Origin of the sequence: Campylobacter sp. CFSAN093241 (assembly GCF_012889595.1) — a bacterium.
In the GTDB taxonomy this organism is placed as follows: Bacteria; Campylobacterota; Campylobacteria; order Campylobacterales; family Campylobacteraceae; genus Campylobacter_D; species Campylobacter_D jejuni.
This window is the reverse complement of sequence record NZ_CP040612.1, coordinates 1263521-1283719: the sequence shown is the minus strand read 5'-3', so window position 1 is coordinate 1283719 and position 20199 is coordinate 1263521. Positions and strand designations below refer to the sequence as shown.

15 protein-coding genes and 2 pseudogenes are annotated in these 20199 nt (G+C 29.9%); 2 read left to right on the top strand and 15 right to left on the bottom strand.

Translation table 11 applies throughout. The annotated features are described in order from the left end of the window. Window positions 1-89: 89 nt before the first annotated feature. Both FBE96_RS06560 and FBE96_RS06555 read left to right on the top strand, forming a co-directional pair. The gene (locus FBE96_RS06560) at window positions 90-1808 is read left to right on the top strand and encodes a flagellin (RefSeq protein WP_071615932.1); all 1719 of its coding nucleotides are present in this window, start codon (window positions 90-92) and stop codon (window positions 1806-1808) included. Between the two features lie 144 nt (window positions 1809-1952). Further along, window positions 1953-3671 carry a flagellin A gene (locus tag FBE96_RS06555; RefSeq protein WP_168940137.1) on the top strand — a complete coding sequence of 573 codons (1719 nt, stop codon included), beginning with the start codon at window positions 1953-1955 and terminating at the stop codon, window positions 3669-3671. A gap of 30 nt (window positions 3672-3701) precedes the next feature. Here FBE96_RS06555 and FBE96_RS06550 read toward each other — a convergent pair whose 3' ends face one another. The 15 genes and pseudogenes from FBE96_RS06550 to FBE96_RS06480 all read right to left on the bottom strand — a co-directional run bounded on the left by FBE96_RS06550 (window position 3702) and on the right by FBE96_RS06480 (window position 20183). Next, complete coding sequence (locus FBE96_RS06550) at window positions 3702-5588, bottom strand: motility associated factor glycosyltransferase family protein (RefSeq protein WP_079356569.1); 1887 nt, start codon at window positions 5586-5588, stop codon at window positions 3702-3704. Continuing rightward, window positions 5585-7530: pseudogene (locus FBE96_RS06545) on the bottom strand (motility associated factor glycosyltransferase family protein). The gene FBE96_RS06550 and the pseudogene FBE96_RS06545 overlap by 4 nt, the downstream one beginning before the upstream one ends. A gap of 12 nt (window positions 7531-7542) precedes the next feature. Next, entirely contained in the window at window positions 7543-9402 is a 1860-nt protein-coding gene (locus FBE96_RS06535) for a motility associated factor glycosyltransferase family protein (protein WP_010891925.1), read from the bottom strand. Further along, the gene (gene pseD / locus FBE96_RS06530; RefSeq protein ID WP_168952585.1) at window positions 9399-11360 is read right to left on the bottom strand and encodes a flagellin modification protein PseD; all 1962 of its coding nucleotides are present in this window, start codon (window positions 11358-11360) and stop codon (window positions 9399-9401) included. Before pseD ends, FBE96_RS06535 begins: the two co-directional genes overlap by 4 nt. Continuing rightward, a complete protein-coding gene (gene ptmA, locus FBE96_RS06525; protein ID WP_002857935.1) occupies window positions 11348-12118 on the bottom strand; it encodes a flagellin modification protein PtmA in 771 nt (256 codons plus the stop codon). The genes pseD and ptmA overlap by 13 nt, the downstream gene beginning before the upstream one ends. Beyond that, window positions 12118-12825 (bottom strand): CMP-N,N'-diacetyllegionaminic acid synthase, encoded by a 708-nt coding sequence (gene legF, locus FBE96_RS06520; RefSeq protein ID WP_145599631.1) that lies wholly within the window; start codon window positions 12823-12825, stop codon window positions 12118-12120. Before legF ends, ptmA begins: the two co-directional genes overlap by 1 nt. After that, the gene (gene ptmF, locus FBE96_RS06515; protein ID WP_002906500.1) at window positions 12818-13723 is read right to left on the bottom strand and encodes an L-glutamine-D-fructose-6-phosphate isomerase subunit; all 906 of its coding nucleotides are present in this window, start codon (window positions 13721-13723) and stop codon (window positions 12818-12820) included. The genes legF and ptmF overlap by 8 nt, the downstream gene beginning before the upstream one ends. Then, window positions 13720-14745, bottom strand: a complete 1026-nt coding sequence (locus FBE96_RS06510) for a nucleotidyltransferase family protein (RefSeq protein ID WP_002864264.1) — start codon at window positions 14743-14745, stop codon at window positions 13720-13722. Before FBE96_RS06510 ends, ptmF begins: the two co-directional genes overlap by 4 nt. Before the next feature lie 8 nt (window positions 14746-14753). Next, window positions 14754-15908, bottom strand: coding sequence for a GDP-N,N'-diacetylbacillosamine 2-epimerase (hydrolyzing) (legG, locus tag FBE96_RS06505; protein ID WP_002906502.1), 1155 nt, complete (start codon window positions 15906-15908; stop codon window positions 14754-14756). After that, on the bottom strand, window positions 15901-16905 hold the full coding sequence (legI, locus tag FBE96_RS06500) for a N,N'-diacetyllegionaminate synthase (protein ID WP_002906504.1): 1005 nt from the start codon (window positions 16903-16905) through the stop codon (window positions 15901-15903). The genes legG and legI overlap by 8 nt, the downstream gene beginning before the upstream one ends. A gap of 39 nt (window positions 16906-16944) precedes the next feature. Continuing rightward, window positions 16945-17618: pseudogene (locus FBE96_RS06495) on the bottom strand (methyltransferase domain-containing protein). 17 nt (window positions 17619-17635) lie between these two features. Further along, the gene (locus FBE96_RS06490; RefSeq protein ID WP_002906508.1) at window positions 17636-18757 is read right to left on the bottom strand and encodes an N-acetyl sugar amidotransferase; all 1122 of its coding nucleotides are present in this window, start codon (window positions 18755-18757) and stop codon (window positions 17636-17638) included. A gap of 116 nt (window positions 18758-18873) precedes the next feature. Then, the gene (locus tag FBE96_RS08525; protein ID WP_002782233.1) at window positions 18874-19260 is read right to left on the bottom strand and encodes a hypothetical protein; all 387 of its coding nucleotides are present in this window, start codon (window positions 19258-19260) and stop codon (window positions 18874-18876) included. Continuing rightward, entirely contained in the window at window positions 19248-19568 is a 321-nt protein-coding gene (locus FBE96_RS08520) for a 3-hydroxyacyl-CoA dehydrogenase NAD-binding domain-containing protein (RefSeq protein WP_002858316.1), read from the bottom strand. Before FBE96_RS08520 ends, FBE96_RS08525 begins: the two co-directional genes overlap by 13 nt. Before the next feature lie 72 nt (window positions 19569-19640). Continuing rightward, the gene (locus tag FBE96_RS06480) at window positions 19641-20183 is read right to left on the bottom strand and encodes a transferase (RefSeq protein ID WP_002815677.1); all 543 of its coding nucleotides are present in this window, start codon (window positions 20181-20183) and stop codon (window positions 19641-19643) included. Window positions 20184-20199 lie beyond the last annotated feature (16 nt).

The following is a 20199-nucleotide window of genomic DNA, read 5'->3' as shown; positions in this document are numbered from 1 at the left end:
TTACCAAAGTATAAAATATTTTTTTGATTGCACGATATAGCATTTAACAAGTTCATGGATGGGCTTGAAATTTTTTAAAAGGATTTAAAATGGGATTTCGTATTAACACCAATGTTGCAGCTTTAAATGCTAAAGCAAACGCTGATTTAAATAGTAAAAGTTTGGATGCTTCTTTAAGTAGACTTAGTTCAGGTCTTAGAATCAACTCCGCAGCAGATGATGCTTCAGGGATGGCGATAGCAGATAGTTTAAGATCTCAAGCTAATACTTTAGGTCAAGCTATATCTAATGGTAACGATGCTTTAGGTATCTTACAAACTGCTGATAAGGCTATGGATGAGCAACTTAAAATCTTAGATACTATTAAAACTAAGGCAACTCAAGCGGCTCAAGATGGACAAAGTTTAAAAACAAGAACTATGCTTCAAGCAGATATCAACCGTTTAATGGAAGAACTTGACAATATCGCAAATACTACTTCATTTAACGGTAAACAACTTTTAAGTGGAAATTTTATCAATCAAGAATTTCAAATCGGCGCAAGTTCAAATCAAACTGTAAAAGCTACCATAGGAGCAACTCAATCTTCTAAGATAGGTTTAACACGCTTTGAAACAGGAGGAAGAATTTCATCTAGTGGTGAAGTGCAATTTACTCTTAAAAATTACAATGGTATAGATGATTTTCAGTTTCAAAAAGTTGTGATTTCAACTTCAGTTGGGACAGGACTTGGAGCTTTAGCAGATGAGATCAATAAAAATGCTGATAAAACAGGTGTTAGAGCTACTTTTACAGTAGAAACTAGAGGTATAGCTGCAGTTAGAGAAGGAGCTACTTCAGATACTTTTGCTATCAATGGGGTAAAAATCGGTAAAGTAGATTACAAAGATGGTGATAGCAACGGTGCTTTGGTTTCTGCAATTAACTCGGTTAAAGATACCACTGGAGTTGAAGCTTCAATCGATGCTAATGGACAACTTTTACTTACTTCAAGAGAGGGAAGAGGGATTAAAATCGATGGTAGTATAGGTAGAGGTGCTTTTATCAATCCAAATATGATGGAAAATTATGGTCGTTTATCTTTAGTTAAAAATGATGGTAAAGATATTTTAATCAGCGGTAGCAATCTTTCTTCTGCAGGTTTTGGAGCGAATAATTTTATCTCTCAGGCTTCTGTTTCTTTAAGAGAATCAAAAGGACAAATTGATGCTAATATCGCTGATGCTATGGGATTTGGTTCTGCAAACAAAGGAGTTGTGTTAGGTGGTTATTCTTCTGTTAGTGCTTATATGAGTAGCACAGGAAGTGGATTTTCTTCAGGTTCTGGTTATTCTGTAGGTAGCGGTAAAAATTATTCCACAGGTTTTGCAAACGCTATAGCTATTTCAGCTGCTTCGCAACTTTCTGCGGTATATAATGTTTCTGCGGGCTCAGGTTTTTCATCAGGATCAAATCTTTCTCAGTTTGCAGCTATGAAAACAACTGCTTTTGGAGTAAAAGATGAAACAGCAGGTGTTACCACGCTTAAAGGTGCTATGGCTGTGATGGATATAGCTGAAACAGCTATAACAAATCTTGATCAAATCAGAGCCGACATTGGTTCGGTGCAAAATCAAGTTACATCAACGATAAACAACATCACCGTAACTCAAGTAAACGTTAAAGCAGCTGAGTCGCAAATCCGTGATGTAGACTTTGCAGCTGAGAGTGCAAACTACTCTAAAGCAAATATCTTAGCTCAAAGTGGCTCTTATGCCATGGCACAGGCTAATTCTGTTCAACAAAATGTTTTAAGATTACTACAGTAGTTTAAAAAGCTGTAATATATACAAATCCAAGCCTAGTTTAATGCTAGGCTTTTTTATTTTAAACTCTAAAATTTTTAATTAAACTAAAACTTGGAACACTTTTTGCTTTAATCTTTTCGATGCAATATTTTGAAAGGATTTAAAATGGGTTTTAGGATAAACACCAACATCGGTGCATTAAATGCACATGCAAATTCAGTTGTTAATGCTAGAGAACTGGATAAGTCTTTAAGCAGACTTAGTTCAGGTCTTAGAATCAACTCCGCAGCAGATGATGCTTCAGGGATGGCGATAGCAGATTCTTTGCGTTCACAAGCAGCCACTTTAGGTCAAGCTATAAACAATGGTAACGATGCTATAGGTATCTTACAAACTGCTGATAAGGCTATGGATGAGCAACTTAAAATCTTAGATACTATTAAAACTAAGGCAACTCAAGCGGCTCAAGATGGACAAAGTTTAAAAACAAGAACTATGCTTCAAGCAGATATCAACCGTTTAATGGAAGAACTTGACAATATCGCAAATACTACTTCATTTAACGGTAAACAACTTTTAAGTGGAAATTTTATCAATCAAGAATTTCAAATCGGCGCAAGTTCAAATCAGACTATAAAAGCTACCATAGGAGCAACTCAATCTTCTAAGATAGGTTTAACACGCTTTGAAACAGGAGGAAGAATTTCATCTAGTGGTGAAGTGCAATTTACTCTTAAAAATTACAATGGTATAGATGATTTTAAGTTTCAAAAAGTTGTGATTTCAACTTCAGTTGGGACAGGACTTGGAGCTTTAGCAGAAGAGATCAATAAAAGTGCTGATAAAACAGGTGTTAGAGCTACTTTTACAGTAGAAACTAGAGGTATAGCTGCAGTTAGAGAAGGAACTACTTCAGATACTTTTGCTATCAATGGGGTAACTATAGGTCAAGTAGCCTATGAAGATGGTGATGCTAATGGAGCCTTAGTTGCTGCAATCAATTCGGTTAAAGATACCACTGGAGTTGAAGCTTCAATCGATGCTAATGGACAACTTTTACTTACTTCAAGAGAGGGAAGAGGGATTAAAATCGATGGTAGTATAGGTAGAGGTGCTTTTATCAATCCAAATATGATGGAAAATTATGGTCGTTTATCTTTAGTTAAAAATGATGGTAAAGATATTTTAATCAGCGGTAGCAATCTTTCTTCTGCAGGTTTTGGAGCGAATAATTTTATCTCTCAGGCTTCTGTTTCTTTAAGAGAATCAAAAGGAAGATTTGATGCTAATATCGCTGATGCTATGGGATTTGGTTCTGCAAACAAAGGAGTTGTGTTAGGTGGTTATTCTTCTGTTAGTGCTTATATGAGTAGCACAGGAAGTGGATTTTCTTCAGGTTCTGGTTATTCTGTAGGTAGCGGTAAAAATTATTCCACAGGTTTTGCAAACGCTATAGCTATTTCAGCTGCTTCGCAACTTTCTGCGGTATATAATGTTTCTGCGGGCTCAGGTTTTTCATCAGGATCAAATCTTTCTCAGTTTGCAGCTATGAAAACAACTGCTTTTGGAGTAAAAGATGAAACAGCAGGTGTTACCACGCTTAAAGGTGCTATGGCTGTGATGGATATAGCTGAAACAGCCACAACAAATCTTGATCAAATCAGAGCCGACATTGGTTCGGTGCAAAATCAACTTCAAGTGACTATAAACAACATCACCGTAACTCAAGTAAACGTTAAAGCAGCTGAATCAACCATAAGAGATGTAGACTTTGCAGCTGAAAGTGCAAATTTTTCTAAATATAACATTCTTGCACAATCAGGTTCTTATGCTATGAGTCAGGCTAATGCAGTGCAGCAAAATGTTTTAAAACTTCTTCAATAATTTCTTAGATGCTTTTATGCATCTAAGCTTTTAAAGTGCTTTTTTCTTTTCTAAGAAGTCTAGCAAAGGTAAAATAGCGATTTTAAGTCTTTTATCTTGAACTTCTAAAAGTTCTATGATATTTTCTATCAAAGCTTCGTGTGCATAAACCCAAGCAAAAAGTTTATTTTGTTTATCAGATTCATCTTTGATATCTTTAAGATATAAAGGCGTTAATATACTTTGTTCATGATGTAAAGTAGGGCCTAAAATTTCTTGCAAAAAGAGATATTTTTTATTTGAAAGTTTTTCTTTGATTTTGTCTATATTTTGGTTTATTTGTTCGAGAGAGAGCTCGTTTTTTCCATGGGTAAGATTGTGAATTTGTTTTTGAACTTTTTTACACTCTTTTTTAAAATTTAAGGATAAATTCATATTTTTTTTAATTTTTTGATAGATTTTTAATCCGAGTTTTACTTGTTCTTTAGTATTTAAAACTTGTAATTTTTTAAATTTTTTATCTTTTTTATTTTCGAGTAAATCTTCGCAAAGTTCTTTAAAAGGTTTTTCTATAGCGCTTTCTATCCTAGCACCTCCTTCAGTGCAATTATAAGTTTTACTTTTGCTAAAAGCAATGAAATTTTCAAAAATTTGTCTAAAAAGTGTCCAAATTTCAGAACTTTGAACTTTTCCATTTCCTCCATAAGCTGTAGTGCTAAATCTATCTAAATCTCTTTCATAGTCTCCATTGTGTAAATTAGCATGGATGAAACCTTGAGAATGTGTTTGCCCATCTTTGGCATAAGCTAAATCCTGACCTATGAGAATGATGTTTTTATGTCCTAAATTTTCAGCCAGTTCATAAGCCATATGAGATACACTCATGCCTGCGTTAATATATCCATAATCGTCTAGCCCCAAGCATCTCGCAAAAGGCTGGCCTTTTATGATTAAAATGTATTTTCTTTGATTTTTTTCAAGATAAGAAATGGTTTTTTTATGCACCAAAGAAGCTACTAGAAAAATGATGTCTTTATCAAAATCTTTAAAATCATTATTAAAACATTCAGCTACTATTTCATCGCGTTCCAACATACAAACATAATCAGGTTTTATACCATGTTTAGCTAAAATAGGATAAGAAGAATCCGCACAAAAAATCGTAGCTTTATTAGCATACTTTTTTAATAAAGGCAATTGTTTAGTAAGAGATGGTCCTGTAGAAACAATGATAGCTGTATCACTTAAATTTTTTCTTTTGGAAAGTAATTCTTTATAACTAGGATGAGTGATCATTTGAGGAAGATTATAAACAAATTGTTCTATACCTTGCATGGCATCTTTAGGATCATTTCCACGCATAAGATTGTGATTTTTGATGATTTGCATATTGAGTTTATTAAGTTTTAAAATATCTTCTTTGTAGTGTTCATAAAAATCATTAGCAATGTGTAGGTTATAAGAACGATAAAACAAATCCCCTATCAAACGAAAAACTTTATCCATTTTAGGAAGATTAATATCATCATGATGTAAAATAATGAGTCGCCCTAAGCTTAAATCTTTGCTAAAATCTATGAAATTTAAAGCCAAAAAGATAAGTTCTAATTCTTTTTCAAAGATGATTATTCTTTTAAGTGCTTGATTTTGAAGTAGAATTTTATATAAAATTCCATTTCCAAAACCATAAAAAAAAAGCACAGGATAGCGTGTAAAATCTTTAAAATATTCTAAATTTTTTTCAAGCTCTTTGATGGGATCTTGATACATTTTTTTTAAATTTCTTTTTTTTATGATATTGATATCAAGATTATCTTTTCCTTGAGTGAAAGTAAATTCTCTAAGCTCTTTTAGATCCTCAAGTTTTTTGCGTAAGTTGTTATACTCAAAACCGCTTAAAGCTTTTAAATTTTTGTTAAAATTATTTTCTTCTCTCACCTTCTCACCCTTTCCATCCATTTATCTAATTTTCTTTCTTTTAGTTTTTCTTCTAAAGGAAGTATATTTTTGATCAAAGCATTTTCTTGTGCTTTAATATGTCCATAAACTAATTCCATAAATTCTAAATGTTCTTTTATCCAAAGAATACTTTTATTAAAAGCATCTTCTTTGGTTTTAGGATTTAAAATATAAATTCTAGCAAGATTAAGTTCAAATTGAGTACGCAGAGGTTGTAAAATTTCATATAAATCTTGCATTTGTTTTATATCTTCAAGTTTATTTTTAAACTCATCTATTTTTTCAATAGCTAAATTTAAATATTCTTCTTTTTCATTTAAACTCAAATATACGCTTTGTATTTTTTCAAAATCATTGCTGAGTATTTTACTAAAATCTCTACAATGTTTAATACTTTGATAAACTTTATAATAAGCCTTAAGTAAAAATTCATTTTGTTTATTTAAACTTAAAGGTTCTAATTTTTCAAAAGGTTTATTTAAATCTTTATGAAGTAAATTCTCACAAGCCCATAGAAAAGGTTTTTCTATGGTTCCTTCTATTCTTGCTCCACCTTCGGTACAGTTGTAGGTGGTGATACCCATTTTTCTAGTATTTGGAATCATTTCATTTTCAAACCAATTTTTAAATAAAAGCCATATACTATGAGTTTCAACTTTTCCGTTGCCTCCATAAGCTATAGTTAAAATATGTTCATACATTTGACTTTCATAATTAGCTGAATTTTGATAATCATCAGGATGAGAATTGCCATTTTCAGCATAAGCTAAATCCTGTCCTATAAAAATGATGTTTTTATGACTTAGATAAGTTGCTAGATAAGATAATGTATGTGCAACACTAAGTCCTACAGCAGTATAAGAAAAATCTTTAAGATTTATATAATATGGAAAAGCAAGAACTTTTTGAGTTATAATAAAAGTTTTACCCTTTAAATACTCAATCGCCTTTGGATGAACAACCCCTGCGCAAACAAACACAATATCCTTATCAAATTCCCAAAAATCATTATTAAAAAACTCAGCAGTAATTTCTGTTCTTTCCAACATACAAACATAATCAGGTTTTATACCATGTTTAGCTAAAATAGGATAAGAAGAATCCGCACAAAAAATCGTAGCTTTATTAGCATACTTTTTTAATAAAGGCAATTGTTTAGTAAGAGATGGTCCTGTAGAAACAATGATAGCTGTATCACTTAAATTTTTTCTTTTGGAAAGTAATTCTTTATAACTAGGATGAGTGATCATTGAAGGAAGATTATAGACAAATTGTTCTATGCCTTGAAGAGCATCAAGAGGATCATTACCATTTCTTAAAATGATATTTTTAAAATTTTCTGCTAATTTTTTATTCAATCCTAAAATATCTTCATGAAATCTTTCATAATAATGACTCATCAGTTCTAAAAAATAAATTCTAGAAAATTGAAAGAAAGGTTTAGAAGAACAAAGTTCAGTATAATCTTGAGCTTGTAATTTATCATTTTCCAAAATCATCAATCTTGCACTTTGTAATTCATGTGAAAAATCTAAGATATGAAACATTATCCAAATGATTTCTATATCTTTTTCAAAAACAACAATATGTTGATGATTTTTATTTTGCAATAAAGCTTTAAATAAAATTCCATTTCCAAAACCATAAAAATACAATACAGGATAAAGTAGATATTTATCATTATAAGTATTTAGCATAGTTTGCAATTCTTTAATGGGATCTTGATAAAGTAAATTTTCATTATACCCCCCCCATTATTTTTTATACTTGTATCTTTTAAATTGATATCTAGATTATCTTTACCTAAGATAAGTTCAAATTTACTAGACTTGATTTCTTTTAAACTTTCTTTTAAAAGAATATTACTTAAAGCCTCAATGTTTTTATTAAAGAGTTCTTTTTGAGTAGGGGTGAAGGTCATTGGAAATCCTAATTATTTTTTGATTATATCGTCAAAATTCCAATTTTCTAAACTTTTTTCTATGGTTTTGTTTTGAGTATCAAGATATCCTAAACCTTGGATAAACCAATTGTGTTGTATTTTCAAAAAGTCTATTAAATTTTCTTTTTGCTTATTTGTGTTTAAAACTTCAAATTTTAAAATTTCGCATTCGTTATGAAAATAAATAGCTTGACAAAGTTCATTAAAAAGCTTGAGTTTTTTAAATTCTTTAAAAAGATTTAAAAGATCATTTTTGATTTTTTCAAGAGTTTGAAAATTCTTGTCATTTTTTTCTAAAGTGTATCTAAGCTTTTGAAGCTGAGTTTGAGTTTTTTTTATAAATTCTTTGGATTCTAAAATGCTTTTTTGGAGATATTTTTTTGTTTTTTCTAATTTTTCTTTGGCTAGTTTTTTATCTAGAAATTTTGGAAAATCAAAAGGTTTATTTAAATCTTTATCAAGTAAATTCTCACAAGCCCATAAAAAAGGTTTTTCTATAGTTCCTTCTATTCTTGCTCCACCTTCGGTGCAGTTGTAGGTGGTGATATTGAGTTTTTCTTTTGCCCAAAATATATCTTTTTCAAAAGCTTGACGAAACAAATTCCAAGTGAGTTGAGTTCTTACTTTGCCTTTTCCTCCATAAGCTAGTGTATATTTTTCTCCTCTGATTTCTTCACCTTGACTTCCATGTATATGCTCTTTAGGATGTGAACTTCCATCCTCGCCATAAGCTAAATCCTGTCCTATAAAAATGATATTTTCAAATCTTAAAGCTCCTGCTAGTTCATAGATCATATTGGAAACACTGTGTCCTACTCCAAGATATCCATATTCATCAAGTTTTAAACTAGCTGCAAAATTTAAAGGGCGATGTACAAGCATATAAGCTCTTTGATCTTTTTCTAAAAAATCTAATACTTCTTTGTGAACCACAGAAGCAAGTATGAAAAGTATGCCTTTGTTAAAATCGCCAAAATCATTATCAAAACATTTAGAAACTATATCATCACGTTCCAACATACAAACATAATCAGGCTTTATACCATGTTTAGCTAAAATAGGATAAGAAGAATCCGCACAAAAAATTGTAGCTTTATTAGCATATTTTTTTAACAAAGGAAGTTGTTTTATAAGACTTGGTCCTGTAGAAACAATGATAGCATTTTCAACCTTAGCTCTTCTTTCTTTGAGAAATTCTTGAAAAATTCCATGATTTAACATTTTAGGGAGATTATCTAGGGTATGTTTGATTCCAACTAAAGAATCATGTGGATCATTACCTTTGTTTAAAACGATAAATCGTATCATTTCTATCAGTTGAGTATTTATATTTTGTATTTGAGTGCTATAAAATTGTTGATAAAAATCATTATGGATAAAAAGATTAAAAATTTTTACACTTTTTTGAATGATTTCATAAGTAAAAAGTGTGGTGAGTTGTGCTGTATTAATATTTGGAGTATAAAAAAGTATTAGTTGTTCTTTTTTTAATTCTTCGCTAAAATCAAATAAATGAAAAGCTAAAGTTAAAATTTCAAGATTGTCTTCAAAAATGATAATGTGTTTATGTTGTTTGTTTTTACATAAAGTTTTATAAAACATTCCATTTCCAAAGCCATAAAAAAACAAAACAGGATATTTGTTATATTCGGTTTTAAACAGAGTAAGGTTTTCTAAAAGCTCTTTATTGGGATTTTCATAAAGAAAAATATCATCTTTTTTAAAATTTATTCCATTTTCATCTTGGATAAGTGCAAAAGTTAAGTATTTAAGTGATCTCAGTGTACAAGCTAAAAACTCATCGACCTCAAACAAAGCTTGAGTATTTTTTAAAAAAAGCTCTTCTCTCACCTTCTCACCCTTTCCATCCATTTATCTAATTTTCTTTCTTTTAGTTTTTCTTCTAAAGGAAGTATATTTTTGATCAAAGCATTTTCTTGTGCTTTAATATGTCCATAAACTAATTCCATAAATTCTAAATGTTCTTTTATCCAAAGAATACTTTTATTAAAAGCATCTTCTTTGGTTTTAGGATTTAAAACATAAATTCTAGCAAGATTAAGTTCAAATTGAGTTAGTAGGGGACCTAAAATTTGCATCAAATCTTTTTGAGTATTATAAAGCTCATCGATTTGAGTTTTGATTTTATCTATATCTTTAATGATCTCTTTGATAAGGGTTTCATTTTCTTGAGAATTTTGTAAACTCATAAAAGAATTTTTTATTTTATCATAGCTTTTAATAAATTTATTACTAAAATCTCTACAATGTTTAATACTTTGATAAACTTTATAATAAGCCTTAAGTAAAAATTCATTTTGTTTATTTAAACTTAAAGGTTCTAATTTTTCAAAAGGTTTATTTAAATCTTTATGAAGTAAATTCTCACAAGCCCATAGAAAAGGTTTTTCTATAGTTCCTTCTATCCTTGCTCCACCTTCGGTACAGTTGTAGGTGGTAATATAATAATTTTTTTTTGCATTGGCCACATCTTGTTCAAAATTATGTCTAAAAAGAGTCCAAACAAAAGAACTTTCAACTTTTCCATTGTCTCCGTAAGCTTGAGTGGTATATTTGTTTTTATCTCTTTGAAAATGTCCTTCATGTTTATCAAGATTGCTATAATCTTTAGTGTGAGAAAGTCCATCTTTAGCATAAGCTAAATCTTGTCCTATTAAAACGATATTTTTATGCTTTAAATGTATAGCAAGTAAAAAATTCATATTAGCTACACTAAATCCCATATTAAAATACCCAAAATCATCAAGTTTTAAATAATTTATAAAACTTGCATATGTAGATACAAGCATAAAATTTCTATTATTTTTTTGAAGATATTTTGTAGTATGAGGGTGGACATAGGATTTTAGAACAAACAAAATATCCTTATCAAATTCCCCAAAATCATTGTTAAAAAATTCAGAAGTTAAAGGAATCCTTTCCAAAGAAAGCACATAATCGGGCTTAATATTATGTTTAGCTAAAATAGGATAAGAAGAATCCGCACAAAAAATCGTAGCTTTATTAGCATACTTTTTTAATAAAGGCAATTGTTTAGTAAGAGATGGTCCTGTAGAAACAATGATAGCTGTATCACTTAAATTTTTTCTTTTGGAAAGTAATTCTTTATAACTAGGATGAGTGATCATTGAAGGAAGATTATAGACAAATTGTTCTATGCCTTGAAGAGCATCAAGAGGATCATTACCATTTCTTAAAATGATATTTTTAAAATTTTCTGCTAATTTTTTATTCAATCCTAAAATATCTTCATGAAATCTTTCATAATAATGACTCATCAGTTCTAAAAAATAAATTCTAGAAAATTGAAAGAAAGGTTTGCTAGAGCAAAAATTAGAAAACAATTCTATATCCAAAGAACTTGTTTGCAAAATCATCAATCTTGCACTTTGTAATTCATGTGAAAAATCTAAGATATGAAACATTATCCAAATGATTTCTATATCTTTTTCAAAAACAACAATATGTTGATGATTTTTATTTTGCAATAAAGCTTTAAATAAAATTCCATTTCCAAAACCATAAAAATACAATACAGGATAAAGTAGATATTTATCATTATAAGTATTTAGCATAGAGTTTAATTCATCAATAACATTTTCATAAAGAAAAGTATTATCACTTGTATCTTTTAAATTGATATCTAGATTATCTTTACCTAAGATAAGTTCAAATTTACTTGATTTAATTTCTTTTAAACTTTCTTTTAAAAAAAGATTACTTAAAGCTTCAATGTTTTTATTAAAGAGTTCTTTTTGAGTAGGGGTGAAGGTCATCATAAGCCCCATCCATCATCTACCACTAAAGTTTGCCCTGTGATAAATTTACTCTCATCGCTAAGTAAAAATACCAAAGTTCCACATATATCATCTGCATCTAGCATACCTTTACTCGCACAACATTTTCTATAAGCTTTTAAAAAAAGTTCATTTTGATTATCCAAAATTCCTCCGCTTGCTAGAGTATTAACGCGTATGTTTTGATTAAAAAGCTCTTTAGCTAGCCAAGAGCTCATGTGATTAATCCCTGCTTTTATCACACTGTATTCTAAAGAGCTTTGCATGGAAGTGCCTTCATAGTTTTCAAATTTTGGCGCATAAACTCCCATGATGGAGCTAAGATTGATGATATTACCATAGCCTTGTTGTTTAAAAAATTTCACAAATTCTTGAGCGGCTAGCATAAAGCCTGCTAAATGTAAATTTAAACTTTCGCAAATTTGTTCGTATTTGAGTTCATAATAAGGCGTTTTACCCCAATCTTTGCCAAAAGGATAGCTTGAGTTAACAAAAGCATCGATTTTGCCGTATCTTTCTTGACTTTTTTGAAGGGCGGTTTGTAAGCTTTCTTGTTTAGTGATATCAAGTTCTAAGCTTAAAAGTTTTGTTTTAAAATTTGTTTCTAAATTTTCTTGCAATTTATTTAAGCATTCTTTGTTGATATCTGCGAGTATAGGGATACCTTTGCTAAGAAGTATTTTTTCGCAAAGCGCTTTACCTATACGCCCACAAGCTCCTGCTACAAAGATGATTTTATTTTCAAGCATTAAAAATCCTTTGGCGATAAATTTTTTAAAGAGATTAAAAACTCTACGATTTTAAAATCAAGCTCGCTATCAATATCAAAAGCTGTGCTTTCATCCATTACAAAAAGCCCTGTGTTTTTGCCAAAAACACTATCATTTTCTAAAAGATAATCCCTTTTAAAGATATAAATACTAGCGTTCATATCATAGCATTTTGGGGCACTTTGGCGAGTGGTAAAATTTCCTTCTTTGGATTTTACTACCTTGTTATTTTGTATTTCTACGAGGTTAAAATAAGGATTGCGTCTAGCAGGAACTGCGGTGATGAGATTGGAATTATCATTTTCAACAAAACTTTCATAAGCTTTTTTTATATCAAGGCTTGAGCGAAGCGGGGCTGAAGCATCTAAGTCTATGAGAGTTTCAAAACACGTTTTAAAATACTCTTCACTTCTTAGCAAGGCATCACGCATGACAGGAAGTTTTGCAGTCCGATCATTGGCAAGATGAGCTTCTCTTTTGAAAAAAACTTCAGCGCCATATTTTTGGGCTACACTTGCGATTTCATCACTATCAGTACTTATGACTATGTGTTTAAAAAGCTTTGAATTTTGAGCTTGTATGATGCTATAAGCTATCATTTCAAGTTCGTTAATCTTTCTAATATTTTTGTTTTTAACGCCTTTGCTACCACCCCTAGCACAAATAGTACATAAAATTTCAGCCATTTTTTTTCCTTACTTCATCACAAAGTTCAAGCACTTTTAAAGCCTGCTTAAGATCGCAAAGTTCTTTGTCTTTTTCAAAGACTGCATGATGTAAATTTTGAAGGGTTTTTATCGTATCATTTTCAAAATTTAAGATTTTTTGACTTTGATTTTTGTGATAAATTTCGATTTTATTGTTTATCAAATCGGCTTTAAAGCTTTTTTCTAAAGTATGGATGATAATTTCTCTTTTGTTAAATTTAGCAAAATAGTCTAGTTCTATATGAATTTTAGCTTCTTGTGAATTTTTTAAAGCCAAAAAGGCAAAATCATCGCTTGTTATGTCAAGCTCTGAAATTTTAGCATTTTGGGAGTACATAAGCTCTAAGTCTTTAAAAAGAAAAAAGGCTAGATCGATTTCATGAGAGAGATCGAGTAAAACCCCACCACCTAGCTCTTTTTTAGCGCTGTAATTTTGCCTGTAGTCTAAAGCTCTCCAATGGGGCAAATAAGAATTACAAACCAAACTAGCAAAATAAATTTTTTCACCTTTTAAAAGCTTTTTTAAAGCGACAATCACAGGATTAAAACGTTGTAAATATGCTACATAAATGTGATTTTTTGAGCTTGTGAAATTTTGGCTTTTTTCAAATAAAGGTTTTTCTACGAGTATGGTTTTATCTTTTACAAGCTCATCTAAAGTTTTTAAGGTGTTAAAATGCTCCGTAGTGATATTTGCGATGATAAAAAGATCAAATTCGTTTAAATCACATTCTTTCAAAGAGCGATAAATTGGAGTGTTTTTAAATTCTTCTTTTTTAGCACTTAAAGAAAGCAAACTTACTTCATGATTTAAATTTTTTAAGGCTAAAAAATGCTTTTTTCCTATGCTTCCAAAGCCTATGATTAAGACTTTCATTTAAAATCCTCATTGGCTTTTAAAAACTCATCTGGCCTTCCAATGTCAATCCAATAATCGTTGATGATATAGGTATTTACCTTGCCTTTTTGCAATACAAGTTTGATGAGTTCGGGCATGTCTAAGTATTCATTTTTAGCAATTAAATTTAAAATTTCATTTTCAAGTACATAAATCCCCGCACTTACTAGGAATTTTTGGGTAGGTTTTTCTTCTATATTTTCTATAAAACCTTGTTTTTGAGTGATCACTCCATAAGGAATTTGTTGCTCAAACTCACGCACGCAAACGCTCATTAAAGCTTTTGATTTTTTATGCGCTTTTAAAAGAGCATTAAAATCCAGCTCGGTTAAAATGTCTGCATTCATAACGATAAAACTTTCTTTAAATTCTTGTTTTATAAGGCTTAAAGCCCCTGCTGTACCTAGTTTTTTACGCTCTTTAATATAAGAAATTTTAACCCCAAATTTTTGCCCTTTTTGAAAATAATCTTCTATGATTTGTTTTTTATAATTCACACAAAAGATAAAATTTTCAAAATTTTGATTTTTAAGTCTTTGGATTATGCTTTCTAAAATGGGTTTTTTGCCTACTTTTAACATAGGTTTTGGAGTATCTTTAGTCAGCTCTTTTAAGCGAGAGCCTAAGCCTCCAGCCATGATGATAATGGAGTTTGGATTGGCTTTTAAAAGTGATGAGATAGATTTTATAGAAAGAATTTGCCCTTTTTCATCTAAAACAGGAAAGTCGTAAATATCGGTTTTAGCAGAAATTTTTAAAAGCTGTTCTTTGCTTGTGTTTTCTTTTATGGTGATGGGATTTTTAGTGTAAATATCTTTGATACTATCTTTTAAAGTTTTGCCACTAATTAAAGCTTTTCTGATGTTTGAATCGCTAATGACTCCTAAAAATTTATCCTTTTTATCAACTATAATGCCTAATCTAACGCGTTCTTGCCCGACTATTTTTAAAGCTTCTTTTATGCTAGAATCAGGGGTGAGTTTGAGTTTGTTTATATCCACACTAAGCCTTATAAATCGATGAAATTTTTATGTAAAATTGTATCTAAATTTACATTTTTTAGGCAAGTTTTTATGATTTTATTGGGATTTTTACCATTATCATAAGGGTTTTTAAAATTTTTTAAATTTTGTTTAAATTCTTTGCTTTCTAATTTTTCAAAAGCTTGATCAAGATCGTTGATTTCGGAATCAATGATATTTTGAGTTCTTAAACGCCCTTTTTGTCTATCGCCTATATTAATGCAAGGAGTTTTAAAAAAAGGACTTTCACTAATACCACTTGAAGAATTGCCTATCATGGCCTTGGCTATTTTCATAAGACTTAGGTATTTTTGTGAGCCAAGATTATCAAAAAGTTTAGCCTTGTGTGAGTTTTTTTGGCAGTAATTTTGCAAAATTTCATTGATTAAAAGTCCATTTTCATCGGCATTTGCTTTGGTAAAAATCAAACTTGCATTTTTAAGGGTGTCAAGTTTTTTAAGTAAGGTTTTAATCTCTTTTTGAGTATTTTTTACATTTAAAGTTAAAGGATGATAAGTGATTAAGTAAAGTTCTTTATCTAGTTTCATTTCTAAGGCTTTTTCTAAATCTTTTTTGTTTAAAAAATTCATATTTTTTATGATAGTAGAAGCTAAAGAACCTATATTAAAAACCCTTTTTTCTTCTTCTCCAAGTTGCAAAAGCCTTTTTTTATAAATTTCATGACTTACAAAATGTAAATGTGACATTTTTGAAATGCTGTGTCTTATACTATCATCAATAGCCCCTAAAGTAAGCTCCCCGCCACATAAATGCACTAAAGGTATGTGCATCAATAGACATACACTTGCTACGCTAAGCATTTCATAACGATCGCCTAAAATCACCACCATATCAGGTTTTAAGTCTTCAAAAGCATCGCTAAAAGCACTAAAAGCTAAACTCACACTTTTACAAAGGCTTATTTTATCATCATTTGCAAGCAGGATAGGGATTTTTTTAGTTATTTTAAATTCTTTTTCTATTTCTTTATAAGTGAGTCCAAACTCAGGGCTTAAATGTGCTCCTGTAGCGATGATTTGAAGGCTTAGATCTTTATCGTTTTGAATTTCATGACATAAATTTCTTAAAAGATACCATTCAGCCCTTGTTGCACTGACTATACAAATTTTTCTTTTACTCACGGATAAGCTCATCTTCTTTGTAGTTTTTAGTAGCAATCTTACCCAAAAACTCTTCATATCTCATAGCACTTATACCATTTGCGGGGCGTTTGGTAGTAAGATTTCCTTCGCTAAAAATTTCTCCTTTTTTGATGTCTTTTTTGGCCACTAAACTTTTTCTTACTATGTTGATATTTTTTTGTTCGCTTTTACTTGCTTTTTTTATGCCATCACCCATTGCCTTTTGTATTTGTCTTATTTGGGTACAAAGCATTTTTAGTTCTTGAGGTTCTAGGCTTGCTTTATGATCAGGCCCTGACATATTTTTGTCTAGAGTAAAATGCTTTTCTATCACACAAGCTCCCAAGGCAACCGCAGCTAGGGAAATGTGTATACCCCTTGTGTGATCAGAATAACCCACATCAAGCTTAAAAGCGTCTTTTAAGCTTTGCATGGCTTTAAGATTGACTTCATTAAAAGGGGCAGGGTATTCTGTAGTGCAGTGTAAAAGAGTGATATTTTGGCGTTTAGCGCCATTTTTGCAAAGCACATTTAAAGCTTCTTCTATCTCGCCTAAATTTGCCATGCCTGTTGAAAGTATGATTTTTTTATTAAGCTTTGCAATTTTTTTAAGATAGGGTAGATTGGTGATTTCTCCGCTTGGAATTTTAAAGATTTTTAAGCCTAACTCATTTAAAAGATCTACACTTTCAAGATCAAAAGGAGTAGAAAGAAAGGTAATATTGCATTTTTTTGCGTGTAAGATAAGCTCTTTATGAGCTTTAAGATCGAGTTCGAGTTTTTGTACCATTTGAAGCTGACTCTCATCACTAGCCGTGGTTTTAAGCTGATAGGGTGCTTTTTTAGCCTTTGTGCTGATACAGTTTTTGGCTTTAAAACTTTGAAATTTAACAAAATCAGCCCCTGAATCTGCTGCGATTTCTATTAACTTTTTAGCTAAATTTAAATCACCATTGTGATTAACTCCTGCTTCTGCGATGATAAGAGTTTTTTTCATAGTTTTGCCTTTATTTTGCCTTAAAATAAAGGCAAAATTTTATTTTTTAATACCTACATAAATGTAATGGTGTGCTGATCCTTCAAAATTATAAAAATTAATAGGATCATAATCTCCTAAAAATAAAGTTTCAAAAGGTTGAAAAAGATTTTCTAGATCTTGGGCTTTATCAATAAAATGTATAAAGCTTGTTTCATTTAATCTTCCATTAATTTCAACTTTACTCAAGCCATTTTTTTCTTCTTTTTGACTGTGGGAAAAATAATAATTTTTCTTGCTCATCATTGTAGCAAAAAGTATTCCACCCGTGTTTAAAAGTTCGTAAAATTCTAAAATATTTTGTTTGAGTTCTTTTAAGGGTATATAGTAAAGACTTTGATTTGCAAAGATGATATCCATATTTTCATCAAAAAGTCCTTTGATACTAGAATTTGGTTCTATAATTTTACAATATCCCCCCCCCTAATATTTTGCTTCCAAATTTCTTTTAAACTTGGAACTATATCTATTCCGAAGGTTTTAAACCCTTTGCTTTGAAAATACGCTGAATGTACACCATTGCCACAACCAAAATCAAGTAAATTTCCATTTATTTTATTTAGTTTGTATTTTAAAATTCTCTCATAAAAACGTACTACATGACCATCTGGAAAAAGTAATCCGTATCCATTTTCATTATATTTCATTGTATAAGTTTCTAATGAGTTTTGCATTTTTTTCCTTTATATTTTTATTGTAATTTGTTTTTTAATTTAAATTCTCCAAAATCATTTTTATAAAATAAATCCATATTGTAATGTTTTTCTACTATTTTCCAAAATGTAGTTTTACTAATACCTATGAAATTGCAAAAATCTTCAACGCATTTATTGTCAAGCTTATGATCTCTTTTTTGTACAAGTTCAATAGCTTCTTTTCTATTTAAAAGTCCATATCGCACGAAACGAGCTGCGTAATCACTCGCACAAGCATGACCAAATTTAGGGTATTTCATCCAAGCGTGTAGGATATAGCCTATACTATCAACTTGATCAAAATTTTCTGCACACATTGTTCTATACCATTCGCCTTCTAGATCAGTAAAACCACGACTTTTAGCAAAAATATAATTGCTATAAGAATTCCATTTTATAAAATAACTTAGATAAATAGGATTAAGTTTGTTGATATCATTTGCATTGGGATTAAAAAAGAGTTGTAGATTTTCTTCTTTGATTTCATCATCTATAAATTCATTTATATTTAAATCACTAGCTACACCATTTAAAAATATTTCTTTAGCGCTAGGAGTTTCTTCGGTATCACTACCTCCATATTCATAACTAACATTTTCTCCATAAACCAATAAAGGTGTATTAAATTTTAAAGCCATAGCAAAAGGATAGCTGTAAATCAGTCTATCAATAAACCAAGTGGGTTTTCCATATTTTTCAAAGGTTTTTAGCATAACTTTTTTTTGAGTTTTGATATCAGGCTTTAAGCTAATAATATGACAACCAAAAGTTTCACTTAAATTTTTAAGATTTTTCTTACCTGCTTCAGTCATGGTGAAATTATCTTCAACGCTAAAAAGAATAGGATTCATTCCAAGTTTTTCTTTCATGATATGCACTTGAAAATGCGAATCTTTACCTCCACTTACGGCAATAGCGCAATCATATTCAAATTTTCCATTCATTCTGCGGTATTTATCGCATAAGACTTCAAGCTCTTTAAACCTTGCTTTATAATCAATATTTTCTTTATTTTTATGATTGATGCAAGCTGAACAGATATTTTTACCTTCTTTATCTTTTGTAAAATTAATACCAGGTCTAGTATTTGGCATCACGCAGTGATCACAATAAATCATTCCCCACCCCTTCAATTTAATAAAAATATTAGATTGTATAAAATATTAAATTAATATTTGCTTATTTTATAAAATATCACTTATGTTTGTTTTATTTTTCTACCTAAAATTCCTTTTTATAAGGCCTTTTTAAAGATTTTTGGATGGTAAAAATTTTCATCATCTTCTTTTAAATTCTTACAAATTTTATTACAAAGTTCTATGCCTATAGTGTCGATAATATTTAACAAATTTCTTTTTTCATAAAGCAAATCATAAACTGTTTGACATTCTTTGAAATTATAATCGTATTTTTCTATAATTTTAAAAAATGATGAAATTTCATTGAACAAAAGTAAATTTGCTAAAGCTCCTCGATTGCCTTTACTGCAAATGATATGAAATCCTAATTTTTTAAGATCTTTCAATGGGGTAAATCGTTCTAAATTAGAACCACAAAGTTCTATTAATTTGATATAAATAGTATTGAAAAAATGTATAAAATCGCAGTTTAAATCATCCATACTCTCGAAAAAACTATATTATTATCTCTAAGAATTTGCATGATTTCTTTTTTTAAATTTAAATCTTCATTTAAGCTTTCTATAGTCAAGCTATTTTTAAGATCTTCTATATGTTGGTAAATGTTTATTTTTCCGGCGTTAAAATTAGAAAAATCTATTTTTCTTTGTAGAAGTTTTATTTGTTTTTCAAATTCGTATATATTGAGCTTGCTTTTATTATAAACACCTATTTCATAGCCTAATAAATAAAATAAAGCACTTATTTGCTTACCCATTAAACCAAAGTCTATGATATTAATTTCTTTCATTGTTTTTTCCTTGTTTTAATTATATTTTTATGAAAAATAAGTTGATTGGATGTGTAGTTTTTGCTAATAATACTACCTGCTTACTATGCAGTTATCTTCTAAGTTTACGCAAGGCAACAGGCTAACTCTAGTAGCTAAAAAACAATTTTTTCCTATGCTTGAATTTCCATTAAGTGTAGCATAAGGGCTTAAAATACTTCCTTCTCCTACTTTACAATCATGAGCTATGCTTGAATAAATATTACAAAGCACAAAATCTCCTATATTTGAATTAGCATTAATGGTTACAAAAGGACACACTATAACCCCTTGTCCTATTTTAGCTTCTTTTGAAACAAAAGATTGAGGATGTATAAAAGTGATAAAATTACATGATTTTTTTGAAAGTTTTACAAGGATTTTTTTTCTTAAATTGATTTGTCCTACACCTAAAGCAAAAGATGCTTTTTGAATCAACTTTTTATCGAAATTATCTTCATTGCCTAGATATTTTAAGTCAAAAAAATTATTTTCTTGTATATCAATATAGCCTATAATTTCGTAATTTGCATCTTTTAAATAAGAATAAAGCTCTCTAGTAAAGCCACCCGCTCCTATGATGATGACATTTTTCACGCACTTCTCCTAAAAG

Bases quoted from the DNA above. Each gene is read 5' to 3' on its own strand.
- FBE96_RS06560 (WP_071615932.1), top strand. From the start codon at position 90: ATGGGATTTCGTATTAACACCAATGTTGCAGCTTTAAATGCTAAAGCA.
- FBE96_RS06555 (WP_168940137.1), top strand. From the start codon at position 1,953: ATGGGTTTTAGGATAAACACCAACATCGGTGCATTAAATGCACATGCA.
- pseD (WP_168952585.1), bottom strand. From the start codon at position 11,360: ATGGGGCTTATGATGACCTTCACCCCTACTCAAAAAGAACTCTTTAAT.
- ptmA (WP_002857935.1), bottom strand. From the start codon at position 12,118: ATGCTTGAAAATAAAATCATCTTTGTAGCAGGAGCTTGTGGGCGTATA.
- legF (WP_145599631.1), bottom strand. From the start codon at position 12,825: ATGGCTGAAATTTTATGTACTATTTGTGCTAGGGGTGGTAGCAAAGGC.
- ptmF (WP_002906500.1), bottom strand. From the start codon at position 13,723: ATGAAAGTCTTAATCATAGGCTTTGGAAGCATAGGAAAAAAGCATTTT.
- legI (WP_002906504.1), bottom strand. From the start codon at position 16,905: ATGAAAAAAACTCTTATCATCGCAGAAGCAGGAGTTAATCACAATGGT.
- FBE96_RS06490 (WP_002906508.1), bottom strand. From the start codon at position 18,757: ATGATTTATTGTGATCACTGCGTGATGCCAAATACTAGACCTGGTATT.
- FBE96_RS08525 (WP_002782233.1), bottom strand. From the start codon at position 19,260: ATGGATGATTTAAACTGCGATTTTATACATTTTTTCAATACTATTTAT.
- FBE96_RS08520 (WP_002858316.1), bottom strand. From the start codon at position 19,568: ATGAAAGAAATTAATATCATAGACTTTGGTTTAATGGGTAAGCAAATA.